At 43.8% G+C, this 26,299-nt stretch carries 23 protein-coding genes; 14 read left to right on the top strand and 9 right to left on the bottom strand.

Going from position 1 to position 26,299, the window contains the following annotated elements:
• Nucleotides 1-129: 129 nt before the first annotated feature.
• The 3 genes from mrcB to Q4557_RS13605 form a co-directional block, all read right to left on the bottom strand.
• Nucleotides 130-2,373, bottom strand: a complete 2,244-nt coding sequence (mrcB, locus tag Q4557_RS13615) for a penicillin-binding protein 1B (RefSeq protein WP_303413407.1) — start codon at nucleotides 2,371-2,373, stop codon at nucleotides 130-132.
• 227 nt (nucleotides 2,374-2,600) lie between these two features.
• Nucleotides 2,601-5,210, bottom strand: coding sequence for an ATP-dependent helicase HrpB (gene hrpB, locus Q4557_RS13610; protein ID WP_303413354.1), 2,610 nt, complete (start codon nucleotides 5,208-5,210; stop codon nucleotides 2,601-2,603).
• Nucleotides 5,211-5,369: 159 nt separating this feature from the next.
• Nucleotides 5,370-7,610, bottom strand: coding sequence for an EAL domain-containing protein (locus Q4557_RS13605; protein WP_303413352.1), 2,241 nt, complete (start codon nucleotides 7,608-7,610; stop codon nucleotides 5,370-5,372).
• Between the two features lie 199 nt (nucleotides 7,611-7,809).
• On the opposite strand from Q4557_RS13605, the gene thpR reads away from it, so the two are divergent.
• Nucleotides 7,810-8,361, top strand: a complete 552-nt coding sequence (gene thpR / locus Q4557_RS13600) for an RNA 2',3'-cyclic phosphodiesterase (RefSeq protein ID WP_303413350.1) — start codon at nucleotides 7,810-7,812, stop codon at nucleotides 8,359-8,361.
• A gap of 67 nt (nucleotides 8,362-8,428) precedes the next feature.
• Here the strand turns inward: thpR and pepB are convergent, their stop codons facing one another.
• The gene (pepB, locus tag Q4557_RS13595; protein WP_102435724.1) at nucleotides 8,429-9,703 is read right to left on the bottom strand and encodes an aminopeptidase PepB; all 1,275 of its coding nucleotides are present in this window, start codon (nucleotides 9,701-9,703) and stop codon (nucleotides 8,429-8,431) included.
• Nucleotides 9,704-9,845: 142 nt separating this feature from the next.
• On the opposite strand from pepB, the gene sfsA reads away from it, so the two are divergent.
• The 8 genes from sfsA to Q4557_RS13555 all read left to right on the top strand — a co-directional run bounded on the left by sfsA (nucleotide 9,846) and on the right by Q4557_RS13555 (nucleotide 17,162).
• A complete protein-coding gene (sfsA, locus tag Q4557_RS13590) occupies nucleotides 9,846-10,550 on the top strand; it encodes a DNA/RNA nuclease SfsA (RefSeq protein WP_102435722.1) in 705 nt (234 codons plus the stop codon).
• A gap of 118 nt (nucleotides 10,551-10,668) precedes the next feature.
• Nucleotides 10,669-11,112, top strand: a complete 444-nt coding sequence (dksA, locus tag Q4557_RS13585; RefSeq protein WP_102435720.1) for an RNA polymerase-binding protein DksA — start codon at nucleotides 10,669-10,671, stop codon at nucleotides 11,110-11,112.
• Between the two features lie 201 nt (nucleotides 11,113-11,313).
• Nucleotides 11,314-12,192, top strand: a complete 879-nt coding sequence (gene gluQRS, locus Q4557_RS13580; RefSeq protein WP_102435718.1) for a tRNA glutamyl-Q(34) synthetase GluQRS — start codon at nucleotides 11,314-11,316, stop codon at nucleotides 12,190-12,192.
• A gap of 167 nt (nucleotides 12,193-12,359) precedes the next feature.
• Entirely contained in the window at nucleotides 12,360-13,697 is a 1,338-nt protein-coding gene (locus Q4557_RS13575) for a polynucleotide adenylyltransferase PcnB (RefSeq protein ID WP_303413405.1), read from the top strand.
• Between the two features lie 2 nt (nucleotides 13,698-13,699).
• Nucleotides 13,700-14,230, top strand: coding sequence for a 2-amino-4-hydroxy-6-hydroxymethyldihydropteridine diphosphokinase (gene folK, locus Q4557_RS13570; RefSeq protein WP_102435714.1), 531 nt, complete (start codon nucleotides 13,700-13,702; stop codon nucleotides 14,228-14,230).
• A gap of 66 nt (nucleotides 14,231-14,296) precedes the next feature.
• Nucleotides 14,297-15,091 carry a 3-methyl-2-oxobutanoate hydroxymethyltransferase gene (gene panB / locus Q4557_RS13565; protein WP_102435750.1) on the top strand — a complete coding sequence of 265 codons (795 nt, stop codon included), beginning with the start codon at nucleotides 14,297-14,299 and terminating at the stop codon, nucleotides 15,089-15,091.
• A gap of 58 nt (nucleotides 15,092-15,149) precedes the next feature.
• Complete coding sequence (panC, locus tag Q4557_RS13560; protein WP_102475920.1) at nucleotides 15,150-15,995, top strand: pantoate--beta-alanine ligase; 846 nt, start codon at nucleotides 15,150-15,152, stop codon at nucleotides 15,993-15,995.
• A 630-nt stretch (nucleotides 15,996-16,625) separates the two neighbouring features.
• Nucleotides 16,626-17,162, top strand: coding sequence for a DUF4124 domain-containing protein (locus Q4557_RS13555; protein ID WP_102439907.1), 537 nt, complete (start codon nucleotides 16,626-16,628; stop codon nucleotides 17,160-17,162).
• A gap of 151 nt (nucleotides 17,163-17,313) precedes the next feature.
• Here Q4557_RS13555 and Q4557_RS13550 read toward each other — a convergent pair whose 3' ends face one another.
• Nucleotides 17,314-17,511, bottom strand: coding sequence for a YheV family putative zinc ribbon protein (locus tag Q4557_RS13550; protein WP_198589351.1), 198 nt, complete (start codon nucleotides 17,509-17,511; stop codon nucleotides 17,314-17,316).
• A 164-nt stretch (nucleotides 17,512-17,675) separates the two neighbouring features.
• Between Q4557_RS13550 and Q4557_RS13545 the strand changes: the two genes are divergently transcribed.
• Nucleotides 17,676-19,586 (top strand): ABC transporter ATP-binding protein, encoded by a 1,911-nt coding sequence (locus tag Q4557_RS13545; protein WP_102439909.1) that lies wholly within the window; start codon nucleotides 17,676-17,678, stop codon nucleotides 19,584-19,586.
• A gap of 31 nt (nucleotides 19,587-19,617) precedes the next feature.
• Nucleotides 19,618-20,067, top strand: a complete 450-nt coding sequence (locus tag Q4557_RS13540; protein ID WP_241901101.1) for a TIGR02444 family protein — start codon at nucleotides 19,618-19,620, stop codon at nucleotides 20,065-20,067.
• 31 nt (nucleotides 20,068-20,098) lie between these two features.
• Here the strand turns inward: Q4557_RS13540 and Q4557_RS13535 are convergent, their stop codons facing one another.
• Nucleotides 20,099-21,694, bottom strand: a complete 1,596-nt coding sequence (locus Q4557_RS13535; protein WP_102439911.1) for a GMC family oxidoreductase — start codon at nucleotides 21,692-21,694, stop codon at nucleotides 20,099-20,101.
• Between the two features lie 35 nt (nucleotides 21,695-21,729).
• Nucleotides 21,730-22,230 (bottom strand): TAT leader-containing periplasmic protein, encoded by a 501-nt coding sequence (locus Q4557_RS13530; protein WP_102439912.1) that lies wholly within the window; start codon nucleotides 22,228-22,230, stop codon nucleotides 21,730-21,732.
• 98 nt (nucleotides 22,231-22,328) lie between these two features.
• Here Q4557_RS13530 and Q4557_RS13525 point away from each other — a divergent pair, with 98 nt between their 5' ends.
• The 3 genes from Q4557_RS13525 (at nucleotide 22,329) to Q4557_RS13515 (ending at nucleotide 24,617) form a co-directional block, all read left to right on the top strand.
• Nucleotides 22,329-23,291 (top strand): hydrolase, encoded by a 963-nt coding sequence (locus Q4557_RS13525; protein WP_303413338.1) that lies wholly within the window; start codon nucleotides 22,329-22,331, stop codon nucleotides 23,289-23,291.
• Between the two features lie 2 nt (nucleotides 23,292-23,293).
• Nucleotides 23,294-23,560 (top strand): YheU family protein, encoded by a 267-nt coding sequence (locus Q4557_RS13520; protein ID WP_102439914.1) that lies wholly within the window; start codon nucleotides 23,294-23,296, stop codon nucleotides 23,558-23,560.
• 148 nt (nucleotides 23,561-23,708) lie between these two features.
• Nucleotides 23,709-24,617, top strand: a complete 909-nt coding sequence (locus Q4557_RS13515; protein WP_303413335.1) for a phosphoribulokinase — start codon at nucleotides 23,709-23,711, stop codon at nucleotides 24,615-24,617.
• Between the two features lie 275 nt (nucleotides 24,618-24,892).
• Here the strand turns inward: Q4557_RS13515 and Q4557_RS13510 are convergent, their stop codons facing one another.
• Both Q4557_RS13510 and Q4557_RS13505 read right to left on the bottom strand, forming a co-directional pair.
• The gene (locus Q4557_RS13510; protein ID WP_102475916.1) at nucleotides 24,893-25,324 is read right to left on the bottom strand and encodes a hypothetical protein; all 432 of its coding nucleotides are present in this window, start codon (nucleotides 25,322-25,324) and stop codon (nucleotides 24,893-24,895) included.
• Nucleotides 25,325-25,458: 134 nt separating this feature from the next.
• Nucleotides 25,459-26,250, bottom strand: a complete 792-nt coding sequence (locus Q4557_RS13505) for a tetratricopeptide repeat protein (RefSeq protein ID WP_102439961.1) — start codon at nucleotides 26,248-26,250, stop codon at nucleotides 25,459-25,461.
• Nucleotides 26,251-26,299: the final 49 nt, after the last annotated feature.

Here is a 26,299-nt window from a genome sequence, read left to right as displayed (position 1 = left end):
GCGATATAAACTTAAGCCAAAGGTAAGCTCGCTAAATACCGACACAATAAAAATGGCTACTCAAACGAGTAGCCATTTTTTATTCTGCCTAATTAATCATTAAGATTATAAAGCTGACTCAGCTGAGTGTTAATTGATGATTTTTTGCCACCAAGATAACGGCTCACCACAGTTTGCAGCAGGTTTGTAGCTGTCACGTGTGGCAGGCAGCGCCATCACATTGTCACAATCGGCTTGTTTTGCCACGCCAGTGTCTTTATCAAAATAACCTTGGGTTATGCCATCTGCCGGCGTCATTCTTAAACCTAACGGCGGACGCTGCTTTAAAAATGCTTGGTACACTGCCATTGCGCCGCTTGAGCCATATAAACCCGTTTTACTGTTATCGTCTTGACCAACCCAAATAGCTGCCACGTTACGCTCATCAAAGCCTGCAAACCAAGAGTCACGACTATCATTACTGGTGCCGGTTTTACCCGCTAGAGCTACATTAGGGAATGCTTGACCCAAGCGTTTAGCAGTGCCGGTTTTGACCACTTGATTCATCGCATATTGCACCAAGAAATCGGTTGCAGGATCCATTCCTTGAACGGCACTTTCACGCGTTACCTTCAATGGTTGATTATTAGTATCAAGCACCGCAGTTATTGATGTTAATGGTCGATAACGGCCATTATTGGCAATGGTTTGATAAGCCTGCGCCACCATATAAGGTGAGCCATTAATGGCCCCTAACAACATTGATGGATAGCGAGGTATAGCATCGGACCAACCCGCATTAGCCATGGTTTTAGCGACATTATCAACGCCTAATTCAATACCAATATTCACCGTTGGTACATTCATTGAGTTTTTAAATGCATCTAATAATGGCACCTGTTGACGGAATTTTCGATCCACATTTTGTGGCGACCAGGTTTTACCTTGACCATTTTGTAAGGTGATCGGTTTGTCAGCTATTGGGGTCGCCAAATTATATTTACTGCCTTGTTGCAATGCAGTGGCATACACAAATGGTTTCACTAACGAGCCAATCGGGCGGCGAATTTCCACTGCGCGGTTAAAGCCGTCAAAGCTTGGCACTCTATCCCCTACCATGGCGGCAATGCCATCGGTGTATTTGTCAGTTACCACCATCCCTACTTGCACGTTTTTAGTGCGTTCATCCAGTGACTTCATGGTGCTAACGACTGCTTTTTCGGCGGCATCTTGAGCCATAGGATCTAAGGTGGTGTATACCTTGACCCCTGATTGCTGCAGTAAGCTATCACCATAACGCGTTCGTAACTCTTGTTTTACCACCGCAAAGAAAGCTGGCAGTTTTTGATGTACTGATTTATTAAAATCACGCAGCCCGAGTGGTGATTCTACCGCCGCTTTGTATTGCTCAACGGTTAAGCGATCATCTTCCATCAGTAATCGCAGCACCAAGTCGCGGCGATTTTGCGCCCGCTCAGGTGAGCGCCAAGGGTTGTAGTATGATGGCCCTTTAATGGCGGCAATTAAAAAGGCTTGTTGGGATACTGTTAGCTCCGCGATAGGACGGCCGAAGTAAAACTGCGACGCCAAGCCCATACCATGAACGCCACGCGCCTTGTCTTGCCCCATATACACTTCATTTAAATAAGCCTCGAGTATCTCTTCTTTGCTGTATCGAAAATCAATGATGATTGCCATTAAGGCCTCACGGATTTTACGCACAATTGAGCGCTCACTGGTTAAAAAGAAGTTTTTGGCTAATTGCTGAGTTAAGGTTGAACCACCTTGAACTGTGCGCCCGGCGGTCACATTGACGATAGCGGCGCGGAGAATGGCAAATGGATTAACCCCATGATGCTGATAAAAACTGCGATCTTCGACCAAAATCAGGGCATCGACAATAGCTTGGGGCATTTCTGTGGTAGGCACAAATAATCGGTCTTCAGCGCCAGAAGCCAAAATGCGATCCAGCAATACTGGCTCTAAATGGAATACTGCTAATTGACGCTTATCACTCATGCGCTGCACTGAGTTGACCCCTTGAGAGTCAAATGAAATCATCACCCGCTGAGCTGCTTGATCGCCTTCTGGGTGTAAAAATGGTCGACGCCAAAGCTCAATTTTACTACTGGATGCTGAAAACTCGCCCACTTGACGAGGGGTGGCCACTTTACGATAGCCAAGCAGTTTTAGCTCCGCCATTAGCTGCGGATGGTTTATGGCTGCGCCGGGATAAATGGCCATTGAACGGCTAAACACTTGTGCGGGTAAGTGCCATTTTTGCCCTTCAAATTTACGGGCAATAATTTGATCTAAATAGATGCCGTAAGAGCTCACCACCACGATGCCAATCAAGCCGAGTTTCCAGCCGATTGACCACAGTTTTTTCCACATTGACGGCTTAGCTTTAGCAACGACCCTTTTTACTCTAGGCTTTTTAGTCGCCGCTTTTTTGCTGGCGTTTTTTTTCGTCGCAGCAGTTTTGGTCGCTGGCGTTTTAGGCGCTGCTGTTTTAGGAACCGATTGCTTTTCTGCAGGCTTTTTCGCTACATTTTTTTTAGGCGCTTGAGGAGCCATCATCTTTGTCGTTTCTGTCATCTTTTTTTAATTCTTTATCGCCATTAGCAATTTAAGCCTGGCGTCTTCTTTTTAGTAAATTTAGTGGCGGTTGTATTAACCGGATCGTCAGGCCATAAATGGCGGGGATAACGGCCACGCATTTCTTTTTTTACTTCAATATATGGGCCTTGCCAAAAACTGGCTAAATCTGCGGTTACAGCAATAGGTCGCTGGGCTGGCGACAATAATTCCATGGTGACAGTGAGCTTACCATGAAGTAATAGCGGACTTTGTGATAAACCTAAAGCCTCTTGCAGGCGTACTTTTAATAGCGCTCTACCGCTGACGGCCTTATTGCTGTCGGCGGCATCATTTTCCATGCTTTGCTTATCACTATCGCTGCCATCGGCTTCACTTTCTACGGCCTGAGCAGCGACCACTTGATACTCAATCGGTGCTCGGGTGCCGGTAGCCATTTGCCAATGAGTGGGAAGCAATTCATTCAATGTTTGCTGTTGCTGCCATGTCAGCAGATTTTTCACATGGCCAAAGGTATCAAGTTTTTGTAATTTGGCAATGGAATTCACCTCAGCTAAATATGGCGCTAACCACTGCTCTAAGCTTGCTAGCATGCTGGCATCATCAAGGTTTGGCCAATCATGTTGCGGCGCAAATTGCTGGGCTAACTTCAGTCGATATTGTAATTGCAAAAAACTTTCGCCCAAATCCAGCACAGTTAAGCCTTTCGCGCGGATGTGACTCAATAACGCTTGCTGGATTAATTTATTATCTACCTGAGTTTCTTGAGCGCGCTGTATAATAACCTCACCCACTCGGGTTTGCTTTTCAGCAAAAAAGCGCCCTTTGGTTTCATCCCACTGACAAATTTTAACCTCATGAGTTAAAAATTTAAGCTCTTGCTGGAAGTGCTCAGGGTTGATTGCCGCAGCAAGATAGACTCGTCCTGCATTGCGGCCTTGGGTTTCTTGAAAATCGGCCACCACTAACCAAGCTTGATTAGCCATAGCATCTTCAGCATCAATAGTAACCCCTGTGCCGTTACTGAGGGCAAAACCTAGTTTACCGCGGGCTTTGGCAATTCTGTCGGGGTATGCCAGCGCCAATAATAAACTATTATCACGACTGGCGGCGTCGCGAGCCACTTGCTTGATATCGCCTTTAGCAGATAGCGCCCGCTGCCATTTATTCACTTGGGTTGCCATTTGTCCTTGGGTCGCTAAACCCAGGTACTGACTGATATCAGCGCCTTTTTTAGGTAAGCCTCGTGCTTCGAGTATCGCAGCAAGTAAACATGCCAGTAACACTAAGTCGGCCTGTTGCTGGGATTTAGCAAGGGCTTGCGAAGTCAGCAACATGTGCGCTAAACGCGGGTGACAACCTAGCTCATAGGCCGCTTGGCCTTGAGCTGTGATTTTATGTTGCTCATCCACCAGCTCAAGCTTGGCGAGTAATTGCCACGCCACCTGTTGATGAATCGCTGGCGGCTTGGTTAATAGCGGTAAGGACTCAATATCACTCACGCCCCAATAAGCACAATCAAACGCCATTGACGTCAGCTCGCTTTGGGTGATTTCAGGCGCATCAGCCACCATCATTCGACTTTGTTCTTCTTGGCCCCACAATCTCACGCAGCAGCCTTTTTGTAAGCGCCCTGCACGGCCTGCACGCTGAATACTCGAGGCTTGGCTTATACGCCTTAACGATAATCGACTAACACCTGTGCGTGGGTTAAAGCTTGCCTCACGCTTATACCCACTGTCTATCACAATAGTGATGCCATCGATGGTTAAGCTCGACTCAGCAACATTAGTGGCAATGACGATTTTACGTTTGCCACTAGGGGCGGGAGAAATGGCTTTATCTTGCTCAGCAGGAGATAAATCACCGTATAAGGGACACAGTAAAAATTCATTTGGGTCTAGTCGCTGACTTAATAATCGCTGCAGTTGATTAATTTCCCCTTTGCCGGGTAAAAACACCAACACCGAGCCATGTTGGTAGTCGCTTGGGACTGTGTTGCTACTGCTGACACTGTCGATAACCACTTGGCTTAAATGACTTAGCCACTGCACTTGCCCCATTACCGGTCGGTAAAGCGTTTCAACATCAAAGCTTCGACCTTGGCTTACTAATGTGGCAGCGTCAGGCATTAATTGGCTTAAGGGTAAGCCCGATAGGGTTGCCGACATGGCAATAATTTTAAGATCTTCGCGCAGCGAGTCTTGCACTTCTAGCGCCAGCGCTAAACCCAGATCTGTGGGTAAATGACGCTCATGGATTTCATCGAAAATAATGACCTCTATGCCTTCAAGCTCTGGGTCTTGCTGGATCATCCGCGTTAAAATACCCTCTGTGACAATTTCTAAGCGGGTATTAGCCCCGACTCGGCTCTCACCTCTGACCCGATAGCCCACTCGCTCACCGACTTTTTCCCCTAGGGATTTAGCAATAAATTGCGCCACACTGCGAGCAGCAACCCGCCTTGGTTCCAGCATGAGGATTTTGCCGCTAATTTGCGGCCACTGCAGCATTGCCAGAGGTAGTGCGGTGGATTTACCGGCACCCGTGGGCGCTTCGAGGATAATTTGCGAATGATCGCCCAGCGCCTGTTGTAATGGCGCAAATAAGGCTTGAATAGGTAATGAGCTCAAAGGAGATACTTTAACGGCGAAAATCTGGCTTCAGTTTACTCATAAACGATTATTGATGCTACGGCTCTATGCAGATCGAAGCGGGGGCAGATTAAAGCATATGCAAATCGAAGCATGCACACATTGACAATTAACGACTGAAACGAAAAAGCTAATCGCCTATAAATCGATTAACCACGGCGTTCTGATCCCTGAGGATAAATCCTGCAAGCGGGTAGGTTTTCCAATCGCGTAGCCTTGGCCATAGCTAACACCAAGCTGTTTTAATTGCCGCCCAATGTCAGCGCTTTCAACAAATTCGCCTATCACTTTAAAGTCCATATCTTTACCCAGCTGGCAAATAGCCGAGACAATGGCTTTATCACTGCGGTCGTCACAGACATTAACCACAAACTGACCGTCAATTTTGACATAGTCCACATCTAAGCATTTCAAATAAGCAAAACTTGAAAAGCCCGATCCGAAATCGTCCAAAGCCAGCTTGCAACCTAAAGGTTTTAATAGCTCAATCAAGGTGGTGGCCTGTTCGAGTTGACTAATAGCGGCGGTTTCGGTGATTTCAAAACACAACTTAGACACCAGTTCGGGCTCAACCATCAAGCGTATTTCTAACCAGTCCATAAACTTGCTATCGGATAATGACAGCGCTGACAAATTTAGCGACACCATTGATAATTGTGACCAAATTTCGCTATTGCGTGCGCCCCACTTTAAAAGGTTGTCGATAACCCAGCTATCAATTTTTGATGCTAGGTTATAGCGCTCTGCTGCAGGTAAAAACACCCCTGGTGATACAAAACGGCCATCCTCTTGCACCATGCGCAATAAGATTTCCATGTGAATGCCACGGTCGTCAGAATTTAGCGGTTCTATGAGTTGATAAAATAATTCAAACTGATTAAGCGCCAGTGCCGAGACGATATCAACGGAGGCCAGCATTTGATTATATAAATGATGTACTTGGGGATCGTTTTTACTGTAAAAATGCCAGCGATTACGGCCATCTTCTTTGGCGATACGACACGCCGCATCTGCCTGACTCATAATGCGGTAAATGTCTTCTGACTTCGCATCCAGTTGAGTCATACCCATACTAACGCCAATATTATGGCTGACTTCGCCCCAAATAAATTCATGTTCGGATAATTGCTGGCAAATGCGGTTGCCCACTTGCTCGGCTGACTCTTTATCCGCTTGGAACATTAAAATGCCAAATTCATCGCCGCCTAAACGGGCAACGACATCGCCATGACGCAGTAAGTAGCTAAGACGCTTAGACACCTGACGTAACAATTCATCCCCAGCTTGATGACCACTGATATCATTAACCACTTGAAATTGATCAAGATCCATAAAGGCAACACACACAGGCAAGCGATCTTTATGCTCAATTAATTCTTCAAGCATTGCCTCAAACTGTAACCGATTCGGCAGACCTGTGAGCGGATCATAGTTGGATTGAAATGACAGCTCATCGGCTAAACGATAGCGTTCTGACACATCTTCAATCATCATCAATAATTGCTGCTCTATGTCTAATGCGCGGCAAAAGCTAAGTTTATACCAGTGAGTCACACCCGCTTTAACCAGTGGAACTTCACACCATGACTGATGCAGTGCTCCATCTCTGACAATGTGTAGGCAATCATCCAACAATATGTGGTCATCTGCATTGATTAATGAATATAAACTTTGATTACTGATTGACGGAAAAATTTGGCTAGCCACTTGATTTTGACTGCTAATACAGTTGTCCTTATCAATGAGCGAACAGGCTACCGGCAGTTGCTGAAAAAGCTCAAGGTATTGGGCTTCTTTGTTTGTTAATAATTGCGATACGCGAGCCAGCTCAGCTTCAGATGCCAGCTTTAGGCTAGCCTCGTTAAGCTTTGTCATAGGACAATTGACACCATCCGAGGCCTCAAGTTGCCAATTTAATTGATATTTTAGTGGTAAAAAAATCAACCTGGTATTGCCTATTTGCACCGCTTCACTCAAAGAGAGTGAAAACACCTCGGACCGTGACTGAACAAAATCAGTTATTTGACGCTGCAAAAGACTTGTTGTGGCATTGATATCAGCACTATCTTGTGCGAGTAATTGTTCACATAAATCAGGCAAGGCAGCGAGTGATTGGCCTATTCGTGCGTTATTAGGTTGGCGCTGAAGATGCTGTTGAAATTGATCTTGATGCTGATAAGCTTGCAACGCCTTGGCATGGTAAACTTTACCACTGGTTAGACTTTCAGTTGTTTGGGATAGTAAAACCACGATTTCATCGACGCCTAATTGCAGTTGCAATGCATCAATCTCAGCCATAACCTTATCACAGCACAGGTAGTGATTTAATTCAGCAGACTGCGGGCTAGCCCATACTGATTTCAGTTCACTATTGCTCATTCAATGACTCATTCATTCGCAGCATTTTTGCTGTCATTATACAGTATCCCTCTAAACGGAGCTTCACTGGTCTTGCTGTTAATTTACCTAACCGTAAACTGTTGCCGTCGATTAAGCTAACATGTCTTTGACGATAAACGTCATAATAATAAAAAATAATGCTAACAACAGATAAGGATCAATGGCGTTAAGGAGACCCATGACTAAAAATCACCATAAACGTTGTTTTATTGCCATTGCATTATCAGAGTCAAACCGCACTCAATTGAGCCAATATCAGCAGCAATTAATGCCGCATCTGAGTATACAGGTTAGCGCCGTTAAGCGGGAGAATTTACATCTAACCGCTGCATTTTTAGGCAAAATTAGTTCTGATCAGATGCTGCAGATTGATCGGTATATCACCGAGCAGCATTTCAGCGCTTTTGAACAACCACTGCAACAACTTGCTTACTGGCCTAAAGCGAAAGTCTTGTGCATTCAGGGTGATGCCGAAAAAGCGTTGGCGCATATTGTCCACAGCTTAAAATTAATGACATCACACTTAAACCTTTATCAAACTCAGCATGAATTTAGACCCCATATCAGCTTATTTAGAGCTGTGTCAGAGCCTGCAGCCCTTATAGATAAGTTACCTGCACTCACTGAAGCTATAAACACAAAAGCCCGCCATTTAACCCTCTATGAATCCATTAGCAGTACTCAAGGGCTTATATATAAACCACTGCAACAGTGGCCTTTACAGCCATAACGAAAAAAGCTGCCTAGGCAGCTTTCGTTTCTCGAATCTATAGCTAAAACCTGAAGAGTTATAGGCTTTATCGCTCTAACATTGCCGCGATGGTCAATACTCCATGAGCTGTTGCGCCAGCGCTCCATAATGGCGTAGCCGATGATGCATATGCACCAGCTAAATCCATGTGCAACCAGTTAACTTCTGGGCTCACAAAGCGCCATAAGAAGCCTGCTGCATTTGACGCGCCGCCTGCACCGCCGCCTTTCATTGCGCGACTATTGGCGGTATCTGCATAAGGTGAAGGGCACATATCTTTATGCCAAGTATCCAATGGCAATGGCCAGACATTTTCAGCAACAGTGGCCGCTTTTTGTTGTGCTAATTGCAAGGTTTCCATTTGCGGTGAAAATATCGCATTGTAATTATTGCCCACAGCCATAATCGCCGCACCTGTCAGTGTTGCCGCATCAATAATTAATTCTGCTCCAGTATCTGATGCTGCTTGCAGCCCGTCAGCTAACACTAAACGCCCTTCAGCATCGGTGTTAACCACTTCAACGGTAACGCCATTTTTATAAGTTAAGATGTCACCTAACTTGTAAGCATGGCCACTGATGAGGTTTTCGGCGCAACACAGAAACAATTTAACCCGCTTATTCAGACCGGCTTTCATGGCTAGACCCAGCGCTGCTGTCACTGTTGCCGCGCCGCCCATATCGCATTTCATATCCAGCATGCCCTCTGAAGGCTTAATGCTGTAACCGCCAGAGTCAAAGGTAATGCCCTTGCCCACAAGAGCGGTGGATACTTTGGCATCGGCTGCGAGTGGATTAAAATCAAGCACTAGCATCGCTGGCGGACGCTCACTGCCACGGCCAACCGCATGTAAACCAATCCATTGTTTTTCGAGTAATTCTTGGCCTTCAAAAATATCAAAACTGACCTTGTCGCCACCAATGTCTTTGAGCCAGTTTGCTGCGTGCTCGGCAAGAATAACCGGAGACAATTCTTCAGGGGTTTCGTTAACTAATTTGCGCGCGAAACTTGCCGCTTCAAAGCGATGAGATAAAGTGGCTTGAGTGCTCACGTCACCACACCAGAGTACTTCAAATGGGCCTTTGGCCGTGGTAAAACCTTGAGAAAAAGCCCATTGCGAATCAAGGCTCCATAACTCACCGTCAAGCTGCACCTTGCTAATACCCTGACTACGAATTTTTCTAGCCGCCATTTGTACTTGACGTAATTCATCTGCTGCAGATAAATGGATCAGCGCTTGATGGCCTTGAAAGCTCACATCTGCTTTACCCCAAAGGCTCTGTGGCGCTTCTCGTGTTAGGGTAATCGTCATAATTTCCATTGTAATGTCCTTGTTATGCTTGCGTTGTAACTTAGATAACCAATAAGCTAAGTGTACTGTAAATCACTAAATGAACGTGACTAATTCAGCATCATTTAGTAAAAATAATTGTTAATAAATAATTTTAGGAGCATTCTTTTTAATGGACTTTAGCCCTCCCTTACAACAAGGTACTTTATTGAGGCGTTACAAACGTTTTCTGGCCGATGTGCAACTTGATGATGGTAGCGAAATCACCATTCACTGCCCCAATACTGGTTCGATGAAAAACTGTTTGTTTCCCGGTGAAACAGTTTGGTTTTCCAGCTCAGATAACCCCAAAAGAAAATACCCAAATACTTGGGAGCTCAGTGCCACCCCCGACAATCATTTAATTGGCATTAATACCGGCCGCGCCAATGCATTAGCCGAAGAGGCGATTAGTAATGGTGTCATTACTGAACTTAGCGGTTATGCATCACTAAAAAGAGAAGTGAAATATGGTGATGAAAATAGTCGTATCGACATTTTACTCAGTGATGAAACTAAACCTTTATGTTACGTTGAGATAAAGAGCTGTACATTATTAGAGCAAGCAGTAGGCTACTTTCCTGACTCAGTTACCACTCGTGGACAAAAGCATTTGCGTGAGTTAATGCATATGGCTAGTCTAGGTCACAGAGCGGTATTACTTTTTGTCGTCCAACATAGCGGCATTAATCTCGTTCAAGCTGCTGCGCATATCGATCCACAATATGCACAATTATTAAAGCAAGCAGTTAACAGTGGGGTTGAAGTGTTAGCATATCAAACCGAACTGTCGGCGCTATCCAGCAAAATTACTCGTAAGTGCAAAGTCATTGTTTAGTTCAAAAAAGTATAACTTACTAATCAAATAATTTGCCACGCTCTAGTGTTTCTGCTATAGATAGCGGCCATAAATTTTAGACGCACATAAAATCACTAATTATTACAGGAGATGCGTTATGCCTGAAGGCACCAAAAAACTTGGCGTACTCGCTATCGCAGGTGTAGAACCTTACCAGGAGAAAGCTGGCGAGGAGTATATGGGTGAAGAGCAACGCTCTCATTTTAAGATCATCTTAGACGCTTGGCGTAATCAGTTACGCGAAGAAGTTGATCGCACCTTGAACCATATGCAAGATGAAGCTGCTAATTTTCCAGATCCTGTTGACCGTGCAGCTCAAGAAGAAGAATTTAGCTTAGAGCTTCGAGCACGCGACAGAGAACGTAAGCTGATCAAGAAAATTGAAAAAACACTACAAAAAATTGAAGAAGACGATTTCGGTTTCTGTGATTCATGTGGTGTTGAAATCGGTATTCGCCGTTTAGAAGCACGTCCAACAGCTGATCAATGTATCGATTGTAAGACGCTTGCAGAAATAAAAGAAAGACAAATGGCTGGCTAATATAGCCCATACATTTGTCACACAGCAAAACTGCTAGCTTGCTATTTATGAGGCGGGGCAGTATTGATACCAAAAGGCGAGATTATTCTCGCCTTTTGTATTTTTTGATTTTTACTTTTAGGATTAACAGAACTTGTTTATCGGCTATGGCATAAAAGCAGTAACCTTTTATGTCGACACCAATAAATCGAGGCAAAAGCTATGTCGCTGAACTCATCCGCTTATATTGGTCGCTTTGCTCCGTCCCCATCTGGCCCGTTACATTTTGGCTCCCTTATTGCAGCCCTTGGCAGTTACCTGCGGGCAAAACAGCAACAGGGTAAATGGCTCGTCAGGATTGAAGATATAGATCCACCAAGAGAAGTGGCTGGTGCAAGCAGTGATATATTGACCACCTTAGAGGCTTATGGCCTGCATTGGGATGATACTGAGCTATTTCAAAGCCATCGGCTTGATATCTATCAGCAGCATATTGAGCAGCTCTTAAAAGAAGATCTTAGCTATTTTTGCCATTGCACTCGAAAAAAAATTCAACAAATGGGCGGCGTTTATGACAGCCGCTGTGGTCAGCTACGCCCTCGATTAACCCAAGGCGCCGTTCGTATCAGAAATAGCGCCCAGGTTGAACATTTTACTGATTTAGTGATGGGAAGTGTCACGGTAAAGCACAGCTTTGCGGCTGAAGACTTTATCATCAAACGCAGTGATGGCCTTTACGCCTATCAATTAGCTGTGGTGTTAGATGATGCCTTTCAACAGATCACTGAAATAGTCAGAGGCTGCGATCTACTGGAAACCAGCTGCCGCCAAATAAGCATGAATAATATTTTGGGCTTTAACTCCCCCAATTGGCTGCATCTACCTTTAGCCTGCACCAAGCCAGGGTTTAAATTATCAAAGCAAAATTATGCTAATGCCATTGATCGAAAACGTCCCCAAGCCAGCATCAATGCCGCATTGCGCTTTCTTGGGCAACAACAAGTTGATATTGATGATGTCGATGTCATGCTAAAACAGGCCGCAGAGCAATTTGCGATTAGCCAAATTCCACAACTATCTGAGATTCTGATTGAGCAGTGATATACTCATTCAGTAACATTTGGTATATCATAGCCGCCAGATTTTTAACCATTTAATAATGTCGTTCGAGGTGTATTATTTTTCGCCGTATAAGTCAATTCTGCAAACAGCTGTTTGAAGACAATAAAACCACTCCTGTCATTGAGCCACAAAGCCAAGATGACGGCCTGCGTTTGGACATTGTCACCAGAGATGCCCATACTATTTCTCGACGCCAAATAAGTGAAAATGCGTTAAAAGTACTCTATAGACTCAGTAAATCTGGCTATAAAGCTTACCTAGTTGGCGGTGGTGTTCGTGACATTCTATTAGGTATGGAGCCGAAAGATTTTGATGTGGTCACCAATGCGACCCCTGAAGAAATTAAAAAGCTCTTTAGAAACTCACGCTTAGTGGGCCGCAGATTTAGATTGGCACACATTGTTTTTGGCCGTGATGTTATCGAAGTCGCCACCTTCCGTGGTCATCACAATGAAAATGATGACAAAATTTCCAAATCCAATGCTGAAGGTCGTCTACTTCGTGACAATGTCTACGGTGAAATAGATGAAGACGCTGAACGTCGCGACTTTACTATTAACGCCCTGTATTACGACATTAGCGACTACTCTATCCACAGCTACGGCGGTGGTATTCATGATATCGATGCTAGAGTCATCAAGCTGATTGGCGATCCTGAAACTCGTTACCGTGAAGATCCGGTGCGGATGTTACGTGCGGTGCGCTTTGCTACCAAACTGGATATGACCATTGAGCCGGTAACGGCTGCGCCAATAAAAGAATTAGCGCCATTATTAAAAGATATCCCTGCAGCGCGTATGTACGAAGAAGTGCTAAAGTTATTTTTTGCTGGCAAAGCAGAAGCTAACTACAACATGATGCAAGATTTTGGTTTATTTGCGCCGCTATTTCCGCAAATTTCTGCGTTAATCAAAGAGCAACCCAGTGGCAATACCGCTAAAATGCTAACGGCAGTCATGGCCAGTACCGACTTACGCGTCAGCCAAGATAAACCGGTAACGCCCGCCTTCTTTTATGCGGCATTATTGTGGTATCCACTCAAGCAACGTGCTGATGATATTGCCTTAGAAAGTGGCTTAAGTCATTACGATGCTCATGTTGCCGCTATGGGTGATGTGATGGAGCAGCAATGTCGCACCATTAGCATTCCACGCCGCTTCAGTACTCCAGCAAAAGATATTTGGCAGCTACAATTGCGTCTAGAACGTAGCCAAGGCACCCGTGCCTTCAAATTATTAGAGCACCCTAAATTCCGCGCTGCTTATGATTTATTATTACTGCGCGGCGAAGCCGAAGCGGGCAATATTGGTAAAATTGCCAATTGGTGGCAGTCATTTGTTGAAGCCGATGAGCAACAACGTACTGATATCGCCAAAAGCGGTAACAAGAATGGCCCAAGCAGAAATCGTAACGCCCAGCAGCGTAAACGTAGACGCCCTAATAAGCCTAAGCCAGCTCCAAAGCCTGCTAATACTCAAGAATAACAATGAGTCATAAACCACTTAAGGTTCACACTAGGGCGACCAAAGCCGCTGAAAAGGCAACAAGGGTATTTGTTGCCCTTGGCGCTAACCTTGAAAACCCAGAGCAGCAATTAGATAATGCAGTTACTGCAATAAAAAGCTTAGGGCAAGATCATCATATAAAGGTCTCTCATTATTATCGCTCACGACCAATGGGCGATGTAAAGCAACCTGACTATGTCAATGCCGTAGTTAGCTTTAGCACCACTCTTAGCCCTATCGATTTACTTGATGCCCTTCAGGCCATTGAGAATGAGCAAGGTAGAGTGAGAGATTTGCGCTGGGGACCAAGAACATTAGATCTCGATATTTTATTATATGGCGAGCTAATGGTTGATTTACCGAGATTAACAGTCCCCCATTACGGCATGAAACAACGCAGTTTTGTGCTAATACCACTGGCAGATATTGCTGCCGATTTAGTGCTACCATGTAACACTAAATTACAACACCTTATTACCACTGAAATGCGAGCTGAGTTAATTCAAATTTAACCCATTGTAATGGTAGCTCAGAGTGTATTTCCATTATTTGAATATGATTTCTTTGCAGAGTTTATTATGTCAAAAGTCACTAGCTCAACCCTGATAAAATTCAAACAAGAAGGTAAAAAATTTACCGCCCTTACCGCTTATGATGCCAGCTTTGCCGGCGCATTTGATAGCGAAGGTGTCGATGTGCTTCTTGTTGGCGACTCCTTAGGCATGGTGCTCCAAGGCCACAATGACACCTTACCTGTGACCGTTGATGACATTGCTTATCACACCGCCAGCGTCAGCCGCGGTTGTAAACGCGCCCTACTTATCGCAGATATGCCTTTTATGAGTTACGCCACACCGGAACAAACCATGCGCAATGCCAGCACCCTAATGCAAGCAGGTGCAACCATGGTAAAAATGGAAGGTGGTGAATGGCTACTTGAAAGCGTTAAAATGCTCACTGAACGCGGTATTCCTGTCTGTGCTCACCTTGGGTTAACTCCGCAATCAGTACACGTATTTGGTGGCTTTAAAATTCAGGGCCGAGAAGAAGATAAAGCCCAACGTATGATTGATGATGCCAAAGCTTTAGAAGCCGCTGGCGCGCAATTATTAGTAGTTGAATGCATTCCAACTGCACTCGCGAAAAAAATCTCTGAAGCGCTTACCATACCGGTAATTGGTATTGGTGCAGGTCCTGATACTGATGGCCAAATTTTGGTCATGCATGATGTACTGGGGATCTCCAGTGGTTACATTCCAAAGTTTTCTAAAAACTACCTCAAGCAAACTGGCGAAATACGCGCGGCAATAAGAGCCTATATCGAAGAAGTTGCCAATGGCAGTTTCCCTGCTGATGAACACTCATTTAATTAATAGTGAACCAATTAATTAAATCGATAGATATTTTGGATAAATAGTTTAGGTAAAAATGATGATCACCACCGCGAATATTGCTGAGATTAGAAAGCAAGTAAAGCAATGGCATATGCAAGGTGAAACCGTTGCGTTTGTGCCAACCATGGGCAATTTACACCAAGGTCACATTAGATTAGTTACTGAAGCGCTTAAAAGAGCCGATCATGTGGTGGTGTCTATTTTTGTTAATCCAATGCAGTTTGGACAACATGAAGATTTAGCAGCTTACCCGCGCACCCTAGCAGATGATCAGAATGCACTGATTAATGCGGGTGCAGAGCTACTATTCACACCGACACCAGAGATTATTTACCCTAAAGGCTTAGAGAATCAGACCTTTGTTGAAGTACCTAAAATAGGCGAAGAGTTTTGCGGCGCCAGTCGTCCCGGACACTTCCGCGGTGTGGCAACCATAGTTTGTAAACTATTTAATATTGTTCAAGCGGATATCGCCCTATTTGGTCGTAAAGATTATCAACAGTTGATGGTCATCACCGCCATGGTTGAAGACTTATCTCTGCCTATCGACATCATCGGCATCGACACTGTTCGAGAAGCATCAGGGCTCGCTATGAGCTCTAGAAATGGCTATTTATCTGCCCAGCAAAAAATCCAAGCCACAAGCATAAAGAAGGTAATGGATTATGTTGCCGCTCAAGTGACCGCTGGAGAAACCATTGAGCTAGCCATTGAAGTAGCTAAACAACAGCTCATTGATGCAGGTTTTAAAATGGACTTTTTAGCGGTAAGAAACGCAGCGACTTTAGCCCCAGTGACAGCTGAAGATAACCATTTTGTTATACTTGTCGCGGCCTATCTGGGCAATACTCGCCTAATCGACAATCTAACTTTTAGTCGTTAAACCATTGGCTTGTTCGTTAGTAAGACTTAGAAGAGAATTCACTAAGTCTTACTAGTCTAATTGCTGACTCTGATTATGATTATGATTTTTAATCCAAATAGATAGTTATTTTGAAATTCGCTTTACTGCCCTTTTTAGCCAATATTCGCCTAATCGACAACCTGAGTTTTAGCCGTTAAGTCATTCGCTAGTTGGCTTGTTCGATAGTAATACTTAGAAGAGGATTCACTAAGCCTTACGATCGTAATTGCTAAATCAGAAACATATCATCACTTTGTAATACTTATTACTGAATTTTGGCGAAAACCTCACCGAATCAATAACCTTACTTTTAGTCGTTAAGCCATTCGCCATTGACAGTGTAAGACTTAACCCACTGCCCACTAAGTATTACAAATTTATAGTGATTTTTTACTATTACATTATAAAACCAGCGTCAAAAAACTGGCATTCTCACCAAAATTAAGCCATAGTTAAAAAGTATGCCAAAGCATTACAGCAATAACCGACTATAATAATTAACAACCAGCGGAACTCAATGGATATTGAGCCTCCAAGCGGTAACCTTCTGATATAAACCCAACACCTAAGTTGATACGATATCGGTTAGACAAAAGGATCTGTGGCCGCATGCCAAGTAGACTATTACAAACATTCATTTTGCTAGCGTTGATTGCAAGCCCTATCGCATCAGCCAATGGCATTTATAAGTGCATGAAAGATGAACGCGTCGTCTTTAGTCAAACTGTCTGCCCGAAAGAGTATCGTCAGCACAAAATCGAATTTCAATTAGGGATCACTACCGAAATCGACTCTGATAAAGTTGTCCTTAAAGAAGACCCGCTCAAAGCCCTACTGAAGAAAAAAACCATTTCAAAAGAGAAGTTAATTCAGCTGCTTGATAGTGAAGTGTATCGATTGAAGCAAGAAAACAGCTACTTCGAAATTCTGCGCGCCAGTGAAATCCAAAAACTTGATCGTAATCGCTATTGGCATAAAAAAGAAAAAGATGACCCTGATTACATTAAAGATTTGAAAGAAATCAATTCACGCTTTGACGAGCTTATGAGCAATAATCGTCAAGTTATCATCGTATTAACTGATCATAAAAAGAAAATCATCGAAGAAAGTGATGCGCCAACATCACTGACACAAAAAGAAGGCTAGCCGCGACTAAAAGTGATTTTTAGTCGCTTTCATTTTAGCTAAGTACTGATTATCGACCTCACCAGCTAGCCTCAACTTAAACAGCCAGTATCAACTTAAACACTAGGCCAAACTCAATATTCTTGAGAAGCAAAGCCAGTTACTCCAGCCGCTAATCTGGCTTAAATACTCCGATCATATTGCCATTGGCTTTTTCAGCCACTTTAGCTTCCGTTTGTTGCTCTCGGTAATCACAATCAGTACATTCCACAGTTTCAATACCATTTTCTTTGAATAATACGATACTGTCTTGGGCGTGACATTTAGGACATTTTGCTCCTGCAACGAAGCGCTTTTTAATTTTTGGCATAATGTTGTTATTTTTCTAATGTAATTGTGCAATTCCTGTGACGCTATTTTGCCATGATTTCAGCCAAAGCGTCTCACTATTTCACAGAAATAAAATGTCATTCAGCATTGGGATACGTTATTATCACTGCACTTTACGTATTCACTCCAATCAAGTTGCTATTCATGATCAACATCAGCCAAGCTCAGCTCATTCGCGGAACTAAAACCTTACTCGATGATGCCAACCTTACCGTTTACCCGGGCCATAAAGTGGGACTGGTCGGGGCCAATGGAACCGGAAAATCAACCCTGTTAGCGTTGATTTTGGGGCAGTTACAACTTGACAAGGGTGAGTTTAGCCTTCCTGCTGGTTGGCAAATAGCCACTGTAGCCCAAGAAACGCCTGCGCTAGAGGTGTCTGCACTGGAATATGTGCTTGATGGTGATAGTGAATTTCGAGAGCTTGAAGTTCAATTAAACAAAGCTCAAGATGAAGATGACGGCCATAAAATTGCCCTCATCCACGGTAAAATTGATGCGATTGGCGGCTATGCGATTAAATCTCGCGCCGGCTCATTGTTGGCAGGCCTAGGCTTTAGCGAAGCGGAGCAAAGCAATCCTGTAAAGAGCTTTTCAGGTGGTTGGCGAATGCGACTCAACCTTGCTCAAGCACTGTTGTGCCGCTCAGACTTACTGCTGCTGGATGAGCCCACCAACCATTTAGATTTAGACACCATGTACTGGCTAGAAGGCTGGATTAAGGCCTATCAAGGTACCCTGATCTTAATCAGCCATGACCGCGATTTTATTGATGGTATCGTGGATGAAATTGTTCACGTTGAACATACTAAGCTTAATTACTACAAAGGCAACTACAGCTCCTTTGAGCGGATCCGCGCCGAACGTATGGCGCAGCAGCAAGTGGCCTATGAGCGTCAACAAAAAGAACGGGCACATATGCAGAGCTTTGTTGACCGCTTCCGCTACAAAGCCAGTAAAGCTAAACAAGCCCAAAGCCGCTTAAAAGCGCTGGAGAAAATGGCTAACTTACTGCCATCCCATGCAGACAGCCCATTTCACATGGCATTTCGTGAGCCTGAAGCCTTGCCTAACCCATTAGTGACTATGGAGAAAGTCTCTATTGGCTATGATGATAAAACCATCCTTAGCGAAGTGGAGCTTAACTTAGTACCAGGTGCACGTATTGGCTTGCTGGGCCGAAATGGCGCGGGTAAATCAACCTTAATTAAGTTGCTATCGGGTCAATTACAACCCAAAACGGGTAGATACCAACCTAATCCAGGAATGAATATTGGTTATTTTGCTCAGCATCAAATTGAATTTTTAAGTCTTGATGATACCCCGTTACAGCACATGGTGCGATTAGCGCCTAACGCAAAAGAGCTAGAACTTAGAAACTTTCTCGGCGGTTTTGGTTTTAATGGCGATATGGCACTTGCCCCCGTTAGACCGTTCTCTGGTGGCGAAAAAGCGCGCTTAGTGTTGGCGCTATTAGTTTGGCAGCGTCCTAACGTACTGTTACTCGATGAGCCCACCAACCACTTGGATTTAGAAATGCGTCACGCATTGACCATGGCGCTGCAAACATTTGAAGGTGCGATGGTGATTGTGTCACATGATCGACATCTTTTACGTTTAAGCTGTAGCGATTACTACTTAGTAGACCAAGGCGCTGTTAAACCATTCCAAGGTGATTTAGATGACTATCATCAATGGTTATTAGATGCGGCTAAAGCGGCTCAGTCCAATAGCAGTAAAGATAGCTCGGCAACTCCAAGTATTGATAAAAAGCAGCAAAAACGCATTGAAGCAGAGCTAAGACAAAAAGTATCGCCACTGCGTAAAAAACAAATAAAGTTAGAAACTGAGCAACAAAAAATCACTGCCAGATTAGCAGAATTAGAAATAGAGTTAGCTGATGGTTCACTTTATGAAGCTGAAAATAAAGCTAAAATGACCAAAGTACTCAATGAAAGAACCACGCTCACCCAATCAATGGACGAAAGTGAAATGAACTGGTTTGAGCTACAAGAAGAAATTGAAATCATCGAACAAGAGTTTGGTATCGGTTAATTCATAATGCAGATAACAAGGGATAGGATCAGTGCAGCAGTTTAATTCATTACTATGGCGAGAATGTGAAAGCCAATACGCTATTGAACCTAAGCGCTACATCAGCCTTCAGGATGCTTACCAAGTGAATGTTAACATGCTGCTACTGGCGCAATACCTTGATAAAAAAGGCTATCTACTGCCCTTAGTCCAATGGCAAGCGTTAGCGGCTACCATAAACGATTGGGACACCAAGGTCGTTAACCCTTATCGCACCTTGCGCCGTTTAGCGAAAGAGCATATTAAAGCTAATGAATATCAGCAGATGCTCGACATTGAGTTAATGCTGGAACGTAAATCCCAGCAAATGCTACTAACAAAACTCAACACTGTTACCCCAGAGATTAAAGCGAATCAGCATTGCGCAAATGAAAATACCGATAACTACTTATCATTATTCGGGATTAACCATGATGATTTTAAAAATTTACACGCAATTTAATACCGCTGCAGACTAACAAAATCACATAGCATTAAACCTTAACTGACGGCTTTAAACGCTCTGCCAATAAGGTCGCATTTCGGGCCACAATCGCGTAAATCGATAGCTGCGGATTAGCACCTAAACTAGTTGGAAACATGGAGCCATCCATAACTGACAAGTTTTCAAAATAATGGGAGCTCCCCTCACTATTGACCATCGATAGGGTTTTATCTTCTCCCATAGCGCAACCGCCCATTACATGGGCAGAGGCTACAATGGTTTTTAATAAACCAATATCCATAGTGGCAATGGTTTGCTTGGCTTGTTGCCAGTTAAGCTGCTTGCCAACACCATCATTAATGGGCAACACGGCATTAGCACCTGCAGCAAATTGCAGCTCTGCCATAGTGGCAAACGCCCTTCTCGCCGCATCCCAAAAAGGTTTTTGTAGCGGATAATCTAACGCAAAGCCGGTATCAGTTAAGCGTACTTGCCCACCTGGAGACTGAGCCGAATAGCCATCACGCACTAAGGCAATCATCACCTGTAAATTGTTAAACTGGGTCATTAACTCGGCATGACTACGACCATAACCAATGGTTTTTGATGCGATTAATACTGGATGGATCGGGGGCACTTCTAATTTATAACCCAGCTCTCCAGCAGCGCCATCACGCCATACAAATTCATCGGAATATATCGATTGCGGCGCGCCGCTATGGCCATCAATTTGCTTATCAAAAATGCTGCCTGATAACAAAGTAGGATGAAGAAAAGTTTTACCTAAAAGCTGATAAGGATCTGGGGTATTAGCACGCATTAAAATCGTCGGCGTATGAAGAGCACCCGCACTAAGAATATAGTGCTTCGCCTTAAAAGTCAGAGTCGCGCCATGGCCTGAAGCAAGAGGCGCTCTGGCGGTTAAACCAGTCACTTTATCGGCTTTATGCTGTAGATCAGTAATTTTAGCGTTTGATATTAACTGAGCGCCTTGCTCTAAGGCACTCGGTATGGTGGTGACCAGCATAGACTGCTTAGCGTTGACCGGGCACCCCATACCGCAATAACCTGTATTCCAGCAACCTTTAACATTACGTTTGATCACCGTATATTCCCAACCGAGTTTTTCACAGCCTTCTTTTAAGGCCGCATTATTACGGTTAGGTTGAAATTGCCACTCGCTGATATTTAGCCGCGTTTCCATTTTTTCAAACCATGGCAATAAGCTTTCTGACGATAGGCCTTTAACTGACTTTTCTTGGGCCCAAAATGCTAAGGCTTGCTCAGGTGTACGAATTGAGGTGGTCCAATTAACCGTCGTTGAGCCGCCCACACTGCGACCTTGAAAAATACCAATACCTTTGTCAGCGGTTTTCATCGCTGCTGCTTGCTGATATAGATCAGGGTAAGCACGGCGCTCTTCCATATTAAAATCACTGGACGATTTAAGTGGTCCAGCTTCAACCATGATGACCTTAAGACCCGCTTGAGTGAGGATTTCAGCTGCCGTTCCGCCCCCCGCGCCCGTGCCGACAATCACTACGTCTGCTTCAAAATGCTGATCGTTTTCAAGTTTACTCGCATCAATATGTTGCCAGCCGGCTTTTAAACCTTCTGTAATGGGGTCAATAATATTAGCGGCCAAGTCTCACTCCTAAACACGGTTTACATCAAAGAAAATTAGGCGGTCAAAAAAGTGGGTTTAGCGTAATGTAACCGTCCCCAATGCTCTGGGCAGGCATAATAACTGGATAGCACTAATTCCCGTAAGCCAAGATAGGCAGTTTGCAGCATTTGCAGAAAATGATGGCGCCACTCTTCTAGCATCAACACTAACTCATCAGCAGAGCGAAGCATCAATGGCGTCAGGCTACTCGTTAGCAGCAATAAACCCATCCGGCTCTCAAGTAGATTTAATAGCTGATTAATCTCGCTTTTTTGATCATCAGGCAGCACACTGATGGTTTGATTAATCGCGACTATGGTACGATTAATAAAGGCTTCGCGATAATTAGCAACTTCTGGCAAAGTGCCATCCATAAAAATAGGGATTAGCACATTAAAAAGTAAACGATGATTTTCATCAGGATGATCGGTAATGTCTGGGGTGTATAAACTCACACCCAAGGCCAGCGCAGCGGTACCGGTAAAGGCGCCAGCCAAAAAGGTTCTTCGTTTCATAGTTATCCCTTGCTGCAAACATCTGTGATAAAGTGGTCGCTAACAACATTTAAACATACGTTTGAACATTCACAAACTATTGCACTATACATACCCTTATGAAAAAGATTTTCACTCCACCATGGTGGGCAGTAAGTCCTCATATTCAAACGATTTTACCTGTTTTATTTAAGGTGGCCAAACCAGACACCCACAGACAGCGCCAAGAGCTGACTGACGGTGATTTTATTGATTTGGATTGGTTAGGCAAGCCGCAAAATGGCCAGCCAATTTTAGTGATCCTCCATGGACTTGAAGGCAGTAGTGAATCACACTACGTCAGGCGTATGCTACAAACCGCCCAAAACCATGGCTTATGCGCTGTTGTCCATCATCACCGTAGTTGCTCAGGCGAGCCAAATCGGTTAGCCAGAAGTTACCATAGTGGCGACACCGAAGATATTCACTTTACCCTAACTCAGTTACATCAGCAGTACCCAGAATCACCACTGTATGCCGTCGGCTACAGCCTAGGCGGCAATGTACTGGCAAAATATCAAGGTGAACAAGGCGAGCAAAGCTTGCTAGAAAAAACCATAATTGTTTCAGCGCCTTTGTGGCTCGCAGCCTGTGCTAAAAAATTAGAAAAGGGCTTTTCAAAAGTTTATCAGCAGCATTTAATAAAGCAACTGCAAGCCAAAATGCACAGCAAAGTACTGCAAAGCAATTTGGTTGAGAAAATGCCCGTCACTGAAGCGCAAATTCAGCAATTAAGCACCTTTTATTTATTCGATGATAAAGTGACGGCTCCTTTACACGGTTTTGCTGACGTTAATGATTACTACCAAAGAGCCAGTGGTAAGCCTTTTTTAAAAAATGTCAGCAAGTCGACCTTAGTTATCCATGCTCAAGACGATCCTTTCATGACCGATGATGTCATTCCTGCGGCAGTAGAATTATCAGAACATGTGGAATACGAGTTACACCCTAATGGCGGCCATGTTGGCTTTATCAGCGGCGGCGTTCCTTGGAAGCCACGTTTTTACCTTGAATCAAGAATTATCCATTTTTTAAAGAGCTAATTATGCTTATTCCTTATGATGCCTTGCTACAACTGCCACCAGCAACATTAGACAATTTAATTAAAGAGTACTTGTTTACCCAAATTGAAGATGGCTCTTTTGGCCAAACCGATGACGCTCAGTTACAAAATGCCATAAATCAATGTAAACAAGCTTTAAAACAAGGCGAACTCATCGTTGAATTTAGCGAAGAAGATGAATCCATTGCCATTAGACAAAAACAGCAGATCATTCATCCAAACAGTGATGACAAAGAGCCATTCTTTTAATGCAAGATTGACCTAACCCGTTTCAAGCCGTATAAATAGAGTCTGTTTTTCTTCAGGTTGAAACATGTGAATGTGAATGACTAACGGATTATAAAATACTGAATTGTCATCATAATTAACTTCTTCACGTTTGATCTAGGTAGGATAAATGTCTATTAAACACCCCATTATTGCTGTTACAGGCTCATCTGGCGCAGGCACAACAACAACGACCACAGCATTTACTCATATCTTCCGCCAGCTGGGCATTAATGCAGCGTTTATTGAAGGGGATAGTTTCCATAACTTCACCCGTGCAGAGATGGAAGTATTAATTCGAAAATCACAGGCTGAAAATAACAACCTCAGTTACTTTGGCCCTGAAGCCAATAATTTCGTCAAACTTGAAGAGTGCTTTAAAAGCTATGCCGAAACAGGCCAAGGCCAAACCCGTAGCTACTTACATACTTTTGATGAAGCGGTGCCATTTAACCAAATGCCCGGCACATTTACCCAGTGGCACCCATTACCTGAAAAAACCGATATGCTGTATTACGAGGGTTTGCATGGCGGCGTCGTCACTGAAGATGCTAATGTTGCCAAGCACGTAGATTTATTGATTGGTATGGTGCCCATTGTCAATTTAGAGTGGATTCAAAAAATTATTCGCGATACCTCAGACAGAGGCCATAGCCGTGAAAAAGTCATGGGCTCGATTGTGCGCAGTATGGATGATTATATTAAGCATATGACGCCACAATTTTCTCGCACCCATATCAACTTTCAACGAGTTCCTACAGTTGATACCTCCAATCCATTTAGCGCTAAAGACATCCCCAGCTTAGACGAAAGTTTTGTGGTGATCCGCTTTAGAGATATTGACAATGTTGATTTTCCTTATTACTTAAGAATGATTGACGGCTCGTTTATGTCACGCATCAATACTTTAGTCGTGCCTGGTGGCAAGATGTCATTAGCAATGGAGTTAATATTAACCCCACTGATTAAAGATATTATGCAGAAAAAAGCAGCTGCCGATGAAGTACAACAGCTCGATGATGCTAGCCCAGCAGAATAAGCAACAACTAATACAAGTAATACAAGTAAACTTGGCAGGTTAAGCTTAATTTAAGCCTAAACCATTATCATTCTCGCTGTCGGGACTTCAGGCGAAAGAACGATAGTTGATGTGCTCTTGGGTGTTAATTCCCCCTTATTTATCTGTTAGCGCACTTGGGCATATCAGCAAACCTGCTTCTATTATTCGCTGTTCCTGTCACTTGCTCTTTGAAGCGCCCTTATAAGCCGCGTTCAATTAAGACTAAAACCATTTCAACTCGCCCTGTTAAACCGTTAATTTAACGAGACCAGTAAGCGTTTTATCTCAGCCCGAACCAAATCAATTTTAGCGGTAATCTCCATACTTGCAGCTTCGCTCTCTAGCATCTGTTGCCATTGTTCTGACCAAACCAAGGTTAAATTTTGTGCTTTAAGCCTGACTTGATCATTGGTTAATGAACTTAAATCTTCAATTAAGCCCACTTTGACCCATCCCACCCTAGGGTTACCTAATTCAGTATCATTATCGTAATGCGCCGCATAGACCAATTGCTCTAATTGCGCTAGCTCTAGCAGCATTTCAAAACTTGCTGTTCTAACATTGCTATTATGCTCTGTTATCTCCATACGCCAGACGTTATATGAGAATCCCATTAGCGAAAACAGTAAGCTAAATATCACCGTAAGCTGATAGAGCTTTAATTTATTATCTACAATTCCATTCATTGTGATCGCCTAGTCGTGATGAATAAACTGACTCTAATCATCAGCTAATAATAGCTATGATTTGTCCACGCGCACTAAAATTTAGCCACAAAAAAACGGCCTTGTTGGCCGTTTCAATTCAAACAAAACATTGCTTAATTCATTAATGGAATGATTTCACGATAAGCCCTGCCTTGCTGATATTGTTCAAGTCGCATGATAAATTCATCGCTCTGGGCAACTTCTGGGTTTTGCTTTAATGCTTCAATGGCTTTTTGTTGGGTATCAACAGCCAGTTCAAACTCACCCATTTCGGCATAAGCAGCAGCAAGGTTATCTAAGTTGGTCGGATCGTTAGCGTTACTTTCAAGCAATTGCAGTGCAAGCTGCACCGCTTTTGACCCATTACGATACTCTTCTTCAGGGCAGGTCGCTAAAATCCACGCCACATTCCCCAGCGCAATTTCGTCACCTGCTTGGGTGAATTGCTCTAAAGCTTTGCCGCAACTGCGGGTTACACCATCGCCACCAGCAGAGTAAATAAAGCCTAATCGAAAGTGAGCTCGTGGATCGCCATGCTTAGCTAAAGACTGGTACCATTTTTCTGCTACCGCTAAATCCCGCGGTAATAACTTTCCTTCAAAGGTTAAATCTGCCAAAGTTTGCTGCGCTTTAATATGATCTTGTAGCGCCGCTTGCTCGACCCAATAAATGCCTTGATCAATATCTTGGTCGACAAATCGCCCCGCTAAACTCATTAGCCCTAATAAAAATTGTGCGTCGGCATTGCCTTCCGCCGCCCGCAATTGGATATGAACTAATTTACTAGCCGCTTGAGATGCTTTCGATTGAGGAATTGAAAAGGCACTGACTGGCGCACTGACACTCGTCAATAAACCTAATGAGCAGGCTAAGCCAACACTTAATAATTTCTGCGAATATTTCAAACTAACCTCGTACTGCAGCGATTCAACTTTGATAATCAAATTAACAATA

Origin of the sequence: Shewanella sp. 5_MG-2023 (assembly GCF_030547465.1) — a bacterium.
Classification (GTDB): domain Bacteria; phylum Pseudomonadota; class Gammaproteobacteria; order Enterobacterales; family Shewanellaceae; genus Shewanella.
The sequence above is the reverse complement of the archived record's forward strand: the minus strand, read 5'-3'. Positions and strand labels throughout refer to the sequence as shown.

Bases quoted from the DNA above. Each gene is read 5' to 3' on its own strand.
- pepB (WP_102435724.1), bottom strand. From the start codon at position 9,703: ATGGAAATTATGACGATTACCCTAACACGAGAAGCGCCACAGAGCCTT.
- gluQRS (WP_102435718.1), top strand. From the start codon at position 11,314: ATGTCGCTGAACTCATCCGCTTATATTGGTCGCTTTGCTCCGTCCCCA.
- Q4557_RS13530 (WP_102439912.1), bottom strand. From the start codon at position 22,230: ATGAAACGAAGAACCTTTTTGGCTGGCGCCTTTACCGGTACCGCTGCG.
- thpR (WP_303413350.1), top strand. From the start codon at position 7,810: ATGACTAAAAATCACCATAAACGTTGTTTTATTGCCATTGCATTATCA.
- Q4557_RS13525 (WP_303413338.1), top strand. From the start codon at position 22,329: ATGAAAAAGATTTTCACTCCACCATGGTGGGCAGTAAGTCCTCATATT.
- Q4557_RS13555 (WP_102439907.1), top strand. From the start codon at position 16,626: ATGCCAAGTAGACTATTACAAACATTCATTTTGCTAGCGTTGATTGCA.
- Q4557_RS13510 (WP_102475916.1), bottom strand. From the start codon at position 25,324: ATGAATGGAATTGTAGATAATAAATTAAAGCTCTATCAGCTTACGGTG.
- mrcB (WP_303413407.1), bottom strand. From the start codon at position 2,373: ATGTGGAAAAAACTGTGGTCAATCGGCTGGAAACTCGGCTTGATTGGC.
- dksA (WP_102435720.1), top strand. From the start codon at position 10,669: ATGCCTGAAGGCACCAAAAAACTTGGCGTACTCGCTATCGCAGGTGTA.
- Q4557_RS13520 (WP_102439914.1), top strand. From the start codon at position 23,294: ATGCTTATTCCTTATGATGCCTTGCTACAACTGCCACCAGCAACATTA.
- Q4557_RS13545 (WP_102439909.1), top strand. From the start codon at position 17,676: ATGATCAACATCAGCCAAGCTCAGCTCATTCGCGGAACTAAAACCTTA.
- sfsA (WP_102435722.1), top strand. From the start codon at position 9,846: ATGGACTTTAGCCCTCCCTTACAACAAGGTACTTTATTGAGGCGTTAC.
- folK (WP_102435714.1), top strand. From the start codon at position 13,700: ATGAGTCATAAACCACTTAAGGTTCACACTAGGGCGACCAAAGCCGCT.
- panC (WP_102475920.1), top strand. From the start codon at position 15,150: ATGATCACCACCGCGAATATTGCTGAGATTAGAAAGCAAGTAAAGCAA.
- panB (WP_102435750.1), top strand. From the start codon at position 14,297: ATGTCAAAAGTCACTAGCTCAACCCTGATAAAATTCAAACAAGAAGGT.
- Q4557_RS13550 (WP_198589351.1), bottom strand. From the start codon at position 17,511: ATGCCAAAAATTAAAAAGCGCTTCGTTGCAGGAGCAAAATGTCCTAAA.
- Q4557_RS13605 (WP_303413352.1), bottom strand. From the start codon at position 7,610: ATGAGCAATAGTGAACTGAAATCAGTATGGGCTAGCCCGCAGTCTGCT.
- Q4557_RS13515 (WP_303413335.1), top strand. From the start codon at position 23,709: ATGTCTATTAAACACCCCATTATTGCTGTTACAGGCTCATCTGGCGCA.